Origin of the sequence: Peptostreptococcus anaerobius VPI 4330 = DSM 2949, from assembly GCF_000381525.1 — a bacterium.
GTDB lineage: Bacteria > Bacillota > Clostridia > Peptostreptococcales > Peptostreptococcaceae > Peptostreptococcus > Peptostreptococcus anaerobius.
The window spans coordinates 1-13,340 of record NZ_KB906612.1; the positions used below are offsets into that span (position 1 = coordinate 1).

General features: G+C 36.2%; 11 protein-coding genes and 1 pseudogene. 10 read left to right on the plus strand and 2 right to left on the minus strand.

Going from position 1 to position 13,340, the window contains the following annotated elements; translation table 11 throughout:
* Positions 1–272 (minus strand): annotated as a pseudogene (locus tag F823_RS0103755) (helix-turn-helix domain-containing protein); the annotation flags it as partial.
* 195 nt (positions 273–467) lie between these two features.
* Between F823_RS0103755 and F823_RS0103760 the strand changes: the two are divergent.
* The 5 genes from F823_RS0103760 (at position 468) to dnaJ (ending at position 6,544) form a co-directional block, all read left to right on the plus strand.
* The gene (locus tag F823_RS0103760; RefSeq protein WP_002844508.1) at positions 468–1,343 is read left to right on the plus strand and encodes a YitT family protein; all 876 of its coding nucleotides are present in this window, start codon (positions 468–470) and stop codon (positions 1,341–1,343) included.
* 291 nt (positions 1,344–1,634) lie between these two features.
* Positions 1,635–2,651: a heat-inducible transcriptional repressor HrcA gene (gene hrcA, locus F823_RS0103765; RefSeq protein ID WP_002845531.1), complete on the plus strand. Its 1,017-nt coding sequence runs from the start codon at positions 1,635–1,637 to the stop codon at positions 2,649–2,651.
* A 22-nt stretch (positions 2,652–2,673) separates the two neighbouring features.
* A complete protein-coding gene (gene grpE, locus F823_RS0103770) occupies positions 2,674–3,309 on the plus strand; it encodes a nucleotide exchange factor GrpE (protein WP_002845530.1) in 636 nt (211 codons plus the stop codon).
* Between the two features lie 77 nt (positions 3,310–3,386).
* Positions 3,387–5,225: a molecular chaperone DnaK gene (dnaK, locus tag F823_RS0103775; RefSeq protein WP_002844504.1), complete on the plus strand. Its 1,839-nt coding sequence runs from the start codon at positions 3,387–3,389 to the stop codon at positions 5,223–5,225.
* Between the two features lie 164 nt (positions 5,226–5,389).
* A complete protein-coding gene (gene dnaJ, locus F823_RS0103780; protein ID WP_002845529.1) occupies positions 5,390–6,544 on the plus strand; it encodes a molecular chaperone DnaJ in 1,155 nt (384 codons plus the stop codon).
* A gap of 98 nt (positions 6,545–6,642) precedes the next feature.
* On the opposite strand, the gene F823_RS0103785 is transcribed toward dnaJ, so the two are convergent.
* The gene (locus F823_RS0103785) at positions 6,643–7,800 is read right to left on the minus strand and encodes an acyltransferase (RefSeq protein WP_019595396.1); all 1,158 of its coding nucleotides are present in this window, start codon (positions 7,798–7,800) and stop codon (positions 6,643–6,645) included.
* Between the two features lie 244 nt (positions 7,801–8,044).
* Between F823_RS0103785 and F823_RS0103790 the strand changes: the two genes are divergently transcribed.
* The 5 genes from F823_RS0103790 to F823_RS0103810 all read left to right on the plus strand — a co-directional run bounded on the left by F823_RS0103790 (position 8,045) and on the right by F823_RS0103810 (position 13,239).
* On the plus strand, positions 8,045–8,872 hold the full coding sequence (locus F823_RS0103790; protein ID WP_002845526.1) for an exodeoxyribonuclease III: 828 nt from the start codon (positions 8,045–8,047) through the stop codon (positions 8,870–8,872).
* A 10-nt stretch (positions 8,873–8,882) separates the two neighbouring features.
* Positions 8,883–9,827: a 50S ribosomal protein L11 methyltransferase gene (prmA, locus tag F823_RS0103795; protein WP_002845525.1), complete on the plus strand. Its 945-nt coding sequence runs from the start codon at positions 8,883–8,885 to the stop codon at positions 9,825–9,827.
* A gap of 41 nt (positions 9,828–9,868) precedes the next feature.
* Positions 9,869–10,645, plus strand: a complete 777-nt coding sequence (locus F823_RS0103800; RefSeq protein ID WP_002845524.1) for an RsmE family RNA methyltransferase — start codon at positions 9,869–9,871, stop codon at positions 10,643–10,645.
* 2 nt (positions 10,646–10,647) lie between these two features.
* A complete protein-coding gene (gene mtaB / locus F823_RS0103805; RefSeq protein WP_002845523.1) occupies positions 10,648–11,976 on the plus strand; it encodes a tRNA (N(6)-L-threonylcarbamoyladenosine(37)-C(2))-methylthiotransferase MtaB in 1,329 nt (442 codons plus the stop codon).
* 84 nt (positions 11,977–12,060) lie between these two features.
* Positions 12,061–13,239 carry an RNA-guided endonuclease InsQ/TnpB family protein gene (locus F823_RS0103810; protein WP_002845522.1) on the plus strand — a complete coding sequence of 393 codons (1,179 nt, stop codon included), beginning with the start codon at positions 12,061–12,063 and terminating at the stop codon, positions 13,237–13,239.
* Positions 13,240–13,340: the final 101 nt, after the last annotated feature.

Below are 13,340 nucleotides of genomic sequence, written 5' to 3' on the forward strand. Positions count from 1 at the left end.
ATATTTGTATTTATTCCAGATTTAAGTGCTGTTTCTTCGTAAGAATTTCCTGCTAATACTTTTGATACAAGCTTAAACTTTTCTTCTGCACTCCACTTTTTATTCTGTTCATTGTGTTTAAGGATTTCTTCTCCATGAAAATCTACAAGTTTGCTCCAATATCTAATTTTGTCTCTAAACGTACGAGGTTTAACACCTTCTGGTGTTTCCATCCACTTTCCTTGTTTGTATAGTTCTACGCATTCTTTTTTGAATTCATAACTATATCGCATAAAAATACCCTCCTTACTGGTTTGTCCAGTAAAGAGGGTACATATCAGAAATCCCGAGTTCTTTTTTCATGTTGTATATATTGTTCTAAATAGAATGCTCTAAAATAGGAGATATATAAAAAATAAGGAGGCGTATTTAAATAGCTCTTATAAATATGATATAATAATATAGAGATTCAGAAAAGGGGAATGCTTATGGATAAGATTGATTTAAAAAACTTTATATATTTAACTATAGCCGGTATTGTAAATGCCTTTGGGGTGACTATATTTTTGGCACCAGTAAAATTATACGACAGTGGTATATCAGGAACATCTATGCTCTTGTCACAGATGACACCACCCTATATGAGTCTGTCATTTTTCCTGATTCTGCTAAATATACCCCTATTCATGTTCGGTCTTAAAAAACAGGGTAGGGAATTTACAGTTTATGCAGTATATGCTGTCATGGTCTACTCTATAGCAGCCTGGTATATAACGGAGGTGTCACCTATTGATGTGAGTGTAGTATCTCCTCTAGCCGGTTCAGACCTATTATTATGCGCCTTGTTTGGAGGTATGATATCTGGTACCGGTAGCGGTATTGCCCTCAGGTATGGTGGAGCTATGGATGGCATCGAAGTAATGGCTGTTATATTTTCCAAGAAGTTAGGAGTTACGGTAGGTATTTTTGTTATGGTATACAATGTGATACTCTATGTAGTATGTGGTCTTATACTGAGTAGTTGGGTACTTCCATTATACTCAATAGTTACCTATATGGCAGCCCTAAAGACCATAGACTTTATAGTTGACGGTATAGATAGGTCAAAGTCACTTATGATAGTAACTCAAAAGGCCGACGTAATCTGTGAACAATTGTCTTTGGAATTTGAAGAGGGGATTACTATTATGGATGGTAAGGGCTACTACTCAGATGCAAGAAAATCCATAATATACATTGTACTAAACAGGTTCCAGATTATAAAAGCAAAAAACATTGTACACAATCTTGATCCCAATGCATTTATAACAATCAGTGAGATAGCGGATGTTTTTACAAATAACCATGCTAGCTTGGATAATTAAATACCAGCAATATATAATACAATTAAATTTGGACTAGTCAATAGGCTAGTTCATTTTTTTGTATAGTTGTTTATTTATTTTGATCTTATTTTCAGATGGGCTAGTCGAAAAATAAAAACTTTTTTCAAAAAAGGTATTTACAAATTGACTCAAACATGATATAACATAGTTAAGAAGTTTTTAGCACTCTTCGATAGTGAGTGATAATAACAAGAAAAAACATCATGTAAGTTAAGATAGGGACGGGCTAAATTTTTGAACCGTCGTTAATATAGTAAATGGGGTGGTAGTATGGATCTAAGCGACAGACAATTAAATATTTTAAAAGCCATAGTGAAAGACTACATCGAGACAGCAGAAGCTGTTGGTTCGAGGACTATATCTAAAAAATATAGTTTGGGTGTATCGGCAGCGACTATCAGAAATGAGATGTCAGACCTAGAAGATATGGGATATCTAGTTCAGCCTCATACTTCTTCTGGTAGGATACCTACTCAGAAGGGATATATGTTGTATGTTGATTCTTTGATGGGGTCAACTGAGCTGGAGGACCATGAAAAAGAAATTCTAAGAGGATGTATTCAAGGCAACTTTAAGAATATGGACAGCCTGCTTGGTGAATTGTCCAAGATCCTTTCTAGGTTGACGAATTATACAACTATAGCAGTGTATGATGATGAGAGACTAAAACATACTATAAAGTACATACAGTTAGTTAATTTGTCTCCTGAGAAGATACTTCTTATAGTAGTAGCAGATGATGGTGAGATAAAATCCCAAGAGTTTAATACCTTGGTTGATCTACCTCAATCAAAATTGAATGTAATATCCAATAGCCTTTCTAATAAATTGGAAGGTAAGAGAATTACAGAACTAGATGACGATATGATATCCTATATAAAATATGAGATAGGTGAGTACTCAGAGATAGTAGATGATTTAATCAATCTTCTTAATTCTAGTATGGATAACAGGGGATACAAGATTAAGTTAAATGGTACAACAAACATATTTAACTATCCTGAGTTCAATGATATGGTCAGGGCCAAGTCATTCCTTAATATGTTGGAAGAAAAAGATGAGGTCGCTAGAATAATTGATACTAAGGGTATCCAAAAGGATAATCTTAATATAGTAATAGGCAATTCACAAGATGATATGAGTAAGGATTTGAGTATTATTACAGCAACTTATAATGTACAGGACAACCTGCAGGGCAAGATATCTTTTATCGGTCCTACTAGGATGGACTATTCAAAAATATACTCTATATTAAATTATATGAGTTTGTTGCTGGATGGTAATTGATAAAACTTAGAGGGGTGTAGATGTGGAAAACAAGAACAAGGAAGAATTGAAGAACAAAGAAGAATTGAAAAATAAAGAAGAAATGAGTCAAGAAGAAAGTATTGAAACTGAAGAAACAGTGACAGTAGATAGTGATCAAATAAGTGTGGAAGAAGGTGCTCAAGACCAGGAAGAGGAAAATCTTGAAGAAGAACAAGATGACATGGAACCTGCTTTTAAGATTAAATCACTAGAGAACAAATTGGCTGAAAAGGAGGATGCCCTAAAGAGATTAAATGCAGAATATGCAAATTTTAGGAGAAGGACATCTGAAGAAAAGGACACAATTGCCTTATATGCCAATGAAAAAGTAATGAATGAACTATTGCCAGTTCTAGACAACTTTGAAAGAGCTCTTAATGCTGTTGAAGATAAGGAAGACAGCCTATATAAGGGAGTAGATATGATAAGGCTTCAGATAGTTGAAGCTCTAAAAAAATCTGGTCTTGAAAAGATAGATGCTCAGGTTGGTGTAGATTTTGACCCGAATTTACATATGGCAGTTATGCAGGAAGAAAGTCCTGACCATGAGGCGGGCAAGATTTTGATGGAATTACAGCCGGGTTACAAGCTAGGCAAAAAAGTCATCAGGGCTAGCATGGTAAAGGTTTCATGCTAGGATAAAGTAGACAAAAATAATAAAAATAAAAAACAATATTTAAAAGGTAAAATAAGATAATATTTGGAGGTAATAAAATGAGTAAAGTAATAGGAATAGATTTAGGTACAACAAATTCATGTGTTGCAGTATTAGAGGGTGGAGAACCTACAATAATACCAAACAACGAAGGTATGAGAACAACTCCATCAGTTGTAGCTTTCACTAAGGATGGAGAAAGAATAGTTGGTGAACCAGCAAAGAGACAGGCTGTAACAAATGCAGACAGAACTATATCATCAATAAAGACTCACATGGGTACTGACTACAAGGTTAATATAGATTCAAAGAGCTACACTCCACAGGAAATATCAGCTGTAATCCTACAGAAGTTAAAGGCAGATGCAGAGAGCTACCTAGGTGAAAAGGTAACTGAAGCTGTAATTACAGTTCCAGCCTACTTTACAGATGCCCAGAGACAGGCTACAAAGGATGCTGGTAAGATAGCTGGTCTTGATGTTAAGAGAATTATAAATGAGCCAACAGCAGCATCACTAGCTTACGGTCTTGACAAGATTGAAGAGGAAAAGAAGATACTTGTATTCGACTTAGGTGGTGGTACATTCGACGTATCTATCCTTGAAATAGGTGATGGTACATTTGAAGTACTTGCAACTGCTGGTAACAACAGACTAGGTGGAGACGACTTTGACCAGATTATAGTTGACTACCTAGCAGAAGAATTCAAGAAGGCTGAAGGAGTAGACCTAAGAAATGACAATATGGCCCTTCAGAGATTAAAAGAAGCTGCAGAAAAGGCTAAGAAGGAACTATCTTCTACAATGTCTTCTAACATCAACCTACCATTCATAACTGCTACAGCAGAGGGTCCAAAGCATATGAACCTTGACCTTACAAGAGCAAAGTTCAACGAACTTACAGCTAAGTTAGTTGCTGATACTATGGGACCAACTGAACAGGCTATCAAGGATGCTGGTATATCAGTTTCTGAAATAGACGATGTCCTACTAGTTGGTGGTTCAACAAGAATACCAGCAGTACAGGAAGCAGTACAGAAGTTCATAGGCAAGGAACCACACAAGGGTATCAACCCAGACGAGTGTGTTGCTGCAGGTGCAGCAGTACAGGCAGGTGTCCTAACAGGTGAAGTTAACGACATACTTCTACTAGACGTAACTCCACTTTCACTAGGTATTGAAACTCTAGGTAATGTATTTACAAAGATTATAGAAAGAAATACTACAATACCAACTAAGAAGTCACAGGTATTCTCTACAGCAGCTGACAACCAGACAGCAGTTGACATCCATGTACTACAGGGTGAAAGAGCTATGTCATATGACAACACTACTCTTGGTAGATTCCAGCTTACAAATATACCACCAGCAAAGAGAGGAGTACCTCAGATAGAAGTAACTTTCGATATAGATGCCAACGGTATAGTAAACGTAACAGCTAAGGACCTAGGAACTGGTAAGGAACAGAAGATAACAATAACTTCTAACACTAATATGTCAGAAGAAGAAATAGAAAAGAAGGTAAGAGAAGCAGAAGCAAACGCAGAAGCAGATAAGAAAAAGAAGGAAAAGATAGAAGCTGTAAACCACGCTGAATCTTTAGCATATCAGACAGAGCAGACTCTTGCTGAACTTGGTGAAAATATCAAGGCTGACGAAAAATCAGAAATAGAATCTCTAGTAGCCAAGGTAAGAGAAGTTAAGGATAAGGAAGAATCTACAGTTGAAGAAATAAATGCAGCAGTTGAAGAGTTGTTGGCTAAGTTCCAGAAGATATCTCAGGACCTATATGCACAGGCTCAGGCAGCACAGCAGGCAGGTGCAGACCAGCAGGCAGGTGATCAGCCAAAGGACGATAATGTTGTAGATGCTGACTTTACAGAAGTTGATGACAAATAATTAGTAGGATAGTGTAAGTGTCTAATAACTAGTAGACTTTATAAAAAATATATCCTATAATTGTATAGGTAGAAATAAGACAATGGCTTGTGGATAACCGCAAGCTATTGTTGTTAAATAAGGGGAGGCAGGTGTAAGTTTTGGCAAATAAAGATTATTATGAGATGCTTGGGGTGTCTAAAACTGCTGATGAGAAAGAAATCAAAAAAGCATATAGAAAACTTGCGATGAAGTACCATCCTGATAAGAATCCAGGTGATAAAGAGGCCGAAGAGAAATTTAAAGAAATAAATGAAGCCTACGAAGTACTTTCAGATGCAGACAAGAGAAAGATATACGACCAATACGGAGCAGATGCAGTAAATGGCCAAGGTGGCTTTGGAGGCGCTGGTGGCTTTGGCGGATTCGGTGGAGGTGCCGGTGGCTTTGAAGATATTTTCGATATGTTCGGAGATGTTTTTGGAGGATCAGGTGGCTTTGGTGGATTCGGTGGCGGATATACTAGACGTGGTCCGCTAAGAGGAGCCGACATCAGACAGAATATTACAATTGATTTTATGGAAGCTGCATTTGGAAAGAAAATATCTGTAAAAATAAATAGAAATGAAGAGTGTGACGAGTGTCATGGTAGTGGATGTAAACCAGGAACTTCTAAGAAGACTTGTCCGACTTGTGGTGGATCAGGTACTATAAGAGATATCAAACAGACTATGTTTGGTAATATAGCTACTCAAAGAGAGTGTCCAGACTGCCATGGTACAGGAGAGAAAATAGAAACTCCATGTTCTAAGTGTAAGGGCAAGGGCTACACAAGAAAGACTAAGACGATAGAAGTTGATATACCTGCAGGTATAGATGATGGTCAGATTATAAGAGTATCTGGTCAAGGTGAATATGGTGAAAAGGGAGCTCCAAGGGGTGACCTACTTGTAGTAATAAATGTCAGACCACATGATGTATTTATAAGAGATGGTTATGATGTTTATATTACTATACCAGTATCAATTGTACAGGCTACACTTGGTGATGATATACAGGTACCAACAGTTGATGGAGATGTCAAGTATACAGTTCCAGCAGGTACTCAGCCAGGTACAGTCTTTAGGCTAAAATCTAAGGGTATACAGCACGTAAATTCATCAAGAAGGGGTGACCAGTACGTCAAGGTCGATGTACAGATACCAAAGAAGGTAACAGACAAGCAAGCAGATTTATTGAGACAGTTTGCTGGTGATTCTAAGGATGGGGTTGCAATCAATAATCCAAAGGGAAATAAGAAGACATTTGGACAAAAGGTTGAAGACTTCTTCACTAAATAAAAGCATAAATATAATCCTAACAAATATCCTCTTATAGCTAGAAAGTTTAACTCTAGCCTATATCTTTGAGGATAGGTGTTAGGATTTTTCTTGTAATATTAAAAACCGACTAGTTTTTTTAGTAGGGGTATCTTGCTGAGGATAAAGGTAATAATCCAACTTACTATCATCAATACATAAACATAAACCAATACGGCCATAAGTTTATCTAGTCCAAGAGATATCATATAGTTTAAAAAGTCCGTGAATATTTCCTGGTCCTTTACTATCATATGAAGTAGGTAGATTCCAAAAGTGCATGAACCCAAAGACCTTATATACTTAGACAAGAGTCTAGGTATTTTTCTATTTTCTAATAAAAGTTTGCCAGTGATATATACACATATCATATTTATAACCAAGAAAGAATAGTGGTAGGCCTCTATATCAAATGTTTTTGTATCCATTGCCCTCAAGTATGTTACATATGAGGCTATTGAAATACAGCCTATATTGACAATCCAAAGTATAATAGGAGTCAATAACCTATGTTTAATTTCAAGTTTCTTGTGTATATAATAGCCTAGGCAAGGGTAGATCACTACGTTTGTACAAATCCAACCTATACTGAAGTCACTGCTTAGTCTAAAGGCCTCATTATTTACAAAAAACTGTGTAATAGGTACAAGAGCATTCATAAGCAAGCAAATAGCAACCATATAGTAGTAGTGTTTGTCTTCTAGGTGTTTGACAAGCGACTGCAGAAATGGCAGACCTATCAGGTAGGCTATAAATGCATACATATACCACAAGTGTGTACGGACATCACCCGAATAAAGTTTCAAAATGAAGTCATTTATCCAACCCTTTTCCAGGATTAGCTTGTTGCCATTTGCCTTGTAGATAAGTTCTAGGTAATATATCAATGATATAATTATAAGTATAAGTGAAAATTTGAGGATTTTTTTTCTCCATAATCTTCCAAGGGGCTCCGGATCTTTTCCAAGTGCCAGGGCACCCGAGATAGCAAAGAATACAGGAACTGAAAACTTACAGAAAATGGCAACACCAAGGCTTATCCAGAACTGTAAGGATGCTGGTTGGTATGTTGAAAATAAGTTAAATCCATTTGTGCCTGTGTGGTTGAAGATAACGAAGAAAATAGCAAACCCTCTCAAAAACTCCAAATACAAAATCTTATTTTTGCTGTATTTTTTATCTTGTTTCCTAAGGATACTCTGAGTTGACTTTTGTGAGTCTGTTGAAATATTATGCATTTCTAAATCCTTTCTAATTAATTTGTTGAATTAAATATATTCTACTTTATATTATAGCATTTTAATTAGTAAATAAAAGAGTAATTGTCAAAAAAATTGAAAATTCTAATAGAAAGCATCTATTTAAAAGGAATTTATAAGAGACTTAGATATATTAAAGTTGAAAATCTTGGGTATAAAATATATAATTGACTTAGGATATACTGTTGAATAATAAAACGTAAATGGAGGTTGTAATAAACAAATGAGATTAATTTCTTGGAACATAGATTCATTAAATGCTGCACTTACAAGTGATTCAGCTAGGGCACTCTTATCTAGAGAGGTGCTAAAGACTATAATAGACCTAGATCCGGACATAATAGGTCTTCAGGAGACTAAGTTATCTGTTAAGGGGCTTACAAAAAAGCATATAGAGATTATTGAGGAGATGCTACCAGACTATGAGTACGTCTACAGGTCTTCAGTAGAACCGGCTAGAAAGGGATATGCTGGTACTATGTTCCTGTATAAGAAGGGGATGAATGTCAAGGTGAGTTATCCTGAAATAGGGGCACCTACAACTATGGACTTTGAAGGAAGGATAATAACGCTTGAACTTGATGATTGTTATGTGACTCAGGTATATACACCTAATGCTGGAGATGGACTTAGGAGACTTGAGGAAAGACAGGTTTGGGACTGTAAATATATGGTATACCTAAAGACACTGGATGAAGATAAGCCAGTTCTTGCTTGTGGTGACTACAATGTTGCCCACAATGAGATAGACCTTGCCAATCCAGCCAGCAACCATATGTCACCTGGATTTACAGATGAAGAAAGGGCTGGATTTACCAACCTGCTTGGGGCCGGATTTGTAGATACATTCCGTCATAAGAATGGAATGGTAGAAGGGGCCTATTCTTGGTGGGCTCAGAGGGTCAAGACTAGCAAGATAAACAATACAGGCTGGAGAATTGACTACTGGCTAGTGAGTGAAAGAGTGGCAGACAGGGTTGAATCATCAATAATGGTGGACTCTGGACCTAGACAGGACCATACTCCAATTCTTATGGATATCAATTTATAGGAGGTAAGATATGAGCGATATTTGGATAGAGGTAACAATTAGTACTACTACTGAGGCTGTTGAGGCTATTACAAACATACTGTTTGAAAATGGTGCCCAGGGTGCTATGATAGATGACCCTAAGGACTTTTACCAGCAAAAGGCCCATGACTATGATTGGGACTATGCTGAAAGGGAGCTTTTCAGGGAAGATGAAGATGTAGTGTACATCAAGACATATATATCAGATGAAAAAAATGTCCTTAAATTTATAGAAGACACAAGGCTGAGAATTCAGGAGCTAGGCGACTGCGGTCTGGATGTTGGTGAGGGAACTGTAACTACTGGTCAAGTCAAGGAAGAGGACTGGGCTAATAATTGGAAGAAATATTACAAGCCTACCCTTATTGGAGACAGGATAGTTATAAAGCCTGAATGGGAAGATTATGAAGTCAAAAATCAGGAAATAGTCGTTGAACTAAACCCAGGTATGGCATTTGGTACAGGCAACCATGAAACAACAAGTATGTGTATAGAAAATCTTGAAAAATATGTCAAGGAAGACTCAGTCGTATTCGATATAGGTTGTGGAAGTGGTATTCTTGGTATATGTGCGGCCAAACTAGGAGCAAAGGAAGTAATCGGCATAGACATAGATGAGGTTGCTGTAAAGGTAGCTAAAGAGAATATCGACAAAAACTATGTAGGATCAAATATGACAGCTATCAAGGGCAACCTAGCTGATGATATAGACCCATCAAAAAAGGCTGATGTCGTTGTTGCTAATATAATGGCTGATATAGTGATGTTCCTTACAAAGGATGTCAGGTCATTCCTTAAGGATAGTGGTAAGTTTATATCTTCTGGAATCATACTTGACAAGGTTGACGAGGTTGTTGCTTGTCTAGAAGAAAATGGATTTAAGGATATTCAGGTAAATAAAAAGGGCGAATGGTCTTGTATAGTAGCTAGCTAATTTGAGATGGTAGATAATAAACTTTTCAGTTAGGAGATAGTATGGATAGGTTTTTTGTAGATAGGGAAAATATTGACACACAAGCTAGGAACCTAGTCATATTGGGTGATGATGTAAAGCATATATCCAAGGTGCTAAGGTATAGTGTTGGCGATGAACTAGAAGTGTGTGATGGTCAAAACAAGGAGTATATCTGTAGGATTGATTCTATGGATAAGACTGAGATAGGATTGTCGATAATTGAAGAAAAAGATGTAGATAGGGAGAGCCCTATAAGGATCAAGTTATACCAAGGCCTTCCAAAGTCTACAAAAATGGAGATAATACTACAGAAATTGACTGAGTGTGGTGTAGCTGAAATTATACTTGTAAATACTGCTAGGTCTGTTGTGAATATAGATGATAAAAAATCAGAAAAGAAGCTGGACAGGTGGCAGAGGATAGTATACGAAGCAGCCAAACAGTCAAAGAGGGGTATAATACCAGACTTAAAGGGTATATATTCATTTAAAGAGGCCCTTGGGGATATGGAGATCAACGACATAAATATAATGCCCTATGAAGAGGAAGGTTCTTTGGGTATCAAAGAGCTGTTAAGGTCTGAGGGCATACAGCAAATAATAAAAGAAAACAAGTCAGCAACTATAGGTATTTTTATAGGGCCAGAGGGTGGATTTACTGAAGATGAAAATGCCAAGGTAAAAGAAGCAGGAGGATACTCAGTAAAGATGGGGCCTAGGATATTTAGGACAGAGACAGCCTCAATAGTTGCGACTAGTATATGCCTATATGAATTAGGCGATATAGGAGGAATGTAAGTTTGAAAAAAGTAGCATTTTATACATTGGGATGCAAGGTCAACCAGTATGAAACTGAGGCCATGCTTGAGATGTTTGAAAAAAAGGGCTATACCAATGTAGGAAGTGAAGAGTATGCAGATGTATACGTAATAAATACTTGTACAGTAACGCATATGTCTGATAGAAAGTCTAGACAGTATATAAGAAGGGTCAAAAAGAAGAACCCAAAATCAATAATAGCGGTTGTTGGATGCTACTCACAGGTATCTCCAGAAGAGATACTTGAGATTGAAGATGTAAATCTTGTCATGGGTACAAACGACAGGCGTACCATAGTCGATAGGATAGAAGAGTTGGATTCAAACTCTAAGCTTAGTACAGTTGATGATATCATGAAGGTTAGAGAGTTCGAGTCTATTGAAATAAGCCAGAACAACGGCAAGACAAGGGCCTTTATCAAGATTCAGGATGGGTGTGATAGGTACTGTACCTACTGTATCATACCATATGCAAGGGGTAGGATAAGGTCAAGAAATATAGATGATATCAGAGAAGAGATCACTACACTTGCCAAGAATGGATATAAGGAAGTTGTATTGACAGGTATACACGTTGCATCCTATGGTAAGGACCTAAAGGAAGATATAGGTATACTAGACGTGATAAAGGCTGTAAATGATATCGACGGAATTGAGAGGATTAGACTAAGTTCAGTCGAGCCGGTATTATTTACTGATGAATTTATAGATGAGATATGCAAGATAGACAAGTTGGTACCTCATTTTCACCTTTCTCTTCAGAGTGGGACAGATTCAACCTTAAAGAGGATGAACAGGAGGTATACAGCAGCAGAATACAAGCGCACAGTAGACACTCTAAGAGACAGAATTAAAGATGTGATGCTGACTACTGATGTTATTGTAGGATTCCCTGGAGAGACTAATGAGGACTTCTCAGAGACCCTAAGGTTCCTTAAGGAGATCAAGCTGATGCATATGCACGTATTTAAGTACTCACCTAGAAAGGGAACACCAGCAGCTAGCATGAAAGACCAGGTTGACCCACAGGCCAAGCAGTTTAGAAGTGATGCCTTACTCAACCTATCTAAGAAGAATTTCAAGGAAAATACTGAGAAATATATAGGCAGACCTCTTAATGTATTATTTGAGGAAGTAGACAAGGAAGGTTACTATGAGGGCCTATCAGACAACTATATCAGGATCAAGGTTAAATCTGATAAGGATATAAGGGGTCAAATACTAGAGGCCAAGATAGTCGATATAAGGGATGATTATTGTATAGGTGAATATTATAATAGGAGGTATGTAACTGTTAAGAATAAATTATAAAAAATTATAAAGTATATATCGACTTTTATAGCTTTTAATGATAGAAGAAAGCATAAACACTATAAGGAGGTTTAATTATGAGTAATGATAAAGTCAATAAAAGTAAGATTGAATCTAAATAATAAACAACGCACTAAGTTGTTCCAGTATGCTGGATGTGCAAGATTTGCTTACAATTGGGCTATTGCAAGAGAACAAGATAACTATAATCAAGGAAATAAATTCTTGTCGGATAGTGAATTACGAAAAGAATTTACACAGTTAAAGAAACTACAAGAATATAAATGGCTAAATGAAGTAAGCAATAATGTAACAAAACAAGCAATTAAAGATGCCTGTAATACCTACAAGAGATTTTTCAAAGGACAATGCAAATATCCTAAGTTTAAGAGTAAGAAACACTCTACCCCATCTTTTTATCAAGATAATATTAAGATTCAGTTTACGGATACTCATGTAAAGGTTGAAAAGTTTTCAATGAGTAAAAAACAGAATAAGCAAAAATTGAATTGGATTAAACTTTGTGAAAAGGGAAGAATACCAACTGATTGTAAATATGTGAATCCACGTTTTACCTATGACGGGCTATATTGGTATGTGTCAGTTGGAATTGAAGTGGAAGATGCTACTACTATTCCATTAAATGATGGTATCGGAATTGATTTAGGTATCAAAGATTTAGCAGTTTGTTCTGATAAAAATACTTATAAAAATATAAATAAAACACAAAGAGTAAAGAAGTTAGAAAAAAGAAAACGCAGGTTACAGCGTTGTATATCTAGAAGATATGAGAAAAATAAGAAAGGAGTAAGTTACTGCAAAACAAGTAACATTATAAAAAGAGAAAAAGAACTTTTAAAGGTAGCAAAACGATTAACAAATATTCGTCAAAACCACATACATCAAGCAACATCTGAAATCGTAAAGCGAAAACCAAGTTTTATCTGTATGGAAGATTTGAATGTAAGTGGAATGATGAAGAACAAATATTTATCCAAAGCAGTTTGGCAACAAGGGCTTTATGAATTTAGAAGACAGATTAAATATAAGTCTGAACTTAATAACATACCAGTAATTATTGCTGATAGGCTTTTTCCAAGTTCTAAATTATGTAGTTGTTGTGGAAATATTAAAAAAGATTTAAAACTGTCAGATAGAATCTATAAATGCCAATGTGGAAACATCATAGATAGAGATTTTCAAGCAAGTTTAAATCTAAAAATATATGGAGAAAATGTTTTAAAGCAACAATCTGTATCATAACACCTTCAAGTTATTACAGATATGTACCGAGCGTTAATCGGGAATTTACGTCTATGGAGAGTACAAGAACTTGTGAGTAGTATCTGGATTTGTTCAGTATG

Coding starts and splice junctions, on each gene's coding strand:
- F823_RS0103810 (WP_002845522.1), top strand. CDS start 12,061: ATGATAAAGTCAATAAAAGTAAGATTGAATCTAAATAATAAACAACGC.
- dnaJ (WP_002845529.1), top strand. CDS start 5,390: ATGCTTGGGGTGTCTAAAACTGCTGATGAGAAAGAAATCAAAAAAGCA.
- F823_RS0103760 (WP_002844508.1), top strand. CDS start 468: ATGGATAAGATTGATTTAAAAAACTTTATATATTTAACTATAGCCGGT.
- F823_RS0103785 (WP_019595396.1), bottom strand. CDS start 7,800: ATGCATAATATTTCAACAGACTCACAAAAGTCAACTCAGAGTATCCTT.
- hrcA (WP_002845531.1), top strand. CDS start 1,635: ATGGATCTAAGCGACAGACAATTAAATATTTTAAAAGCCATAGTGAAA.
- F823_RS0103800 (WP_002845524.1), top strand. CDS start 9,869: ATGGATAGGTTTTTTGTAGATAGGGAAAATATTGACACACAAGCTAGG.
- prmA (WP_002845525.1), top strand. CDS start 8,883: ATGAGCGATATTTGGATAGAGGTAACAATTAGTACTACTACTGAGGCT.
- F823_RS0103790 (WP_002845526.1), top strand. CDS start 8,045: ATGAGATTAATTTCTTGGAACATAGATTCATTAAATGCTGCACTTACA.
- dnaK (WP_002844504.1), top strand. CDS start 3,387: ATGAGTAAAGTAATAGGAATAGATTTAGGTACAACAAATTCATGTGTT.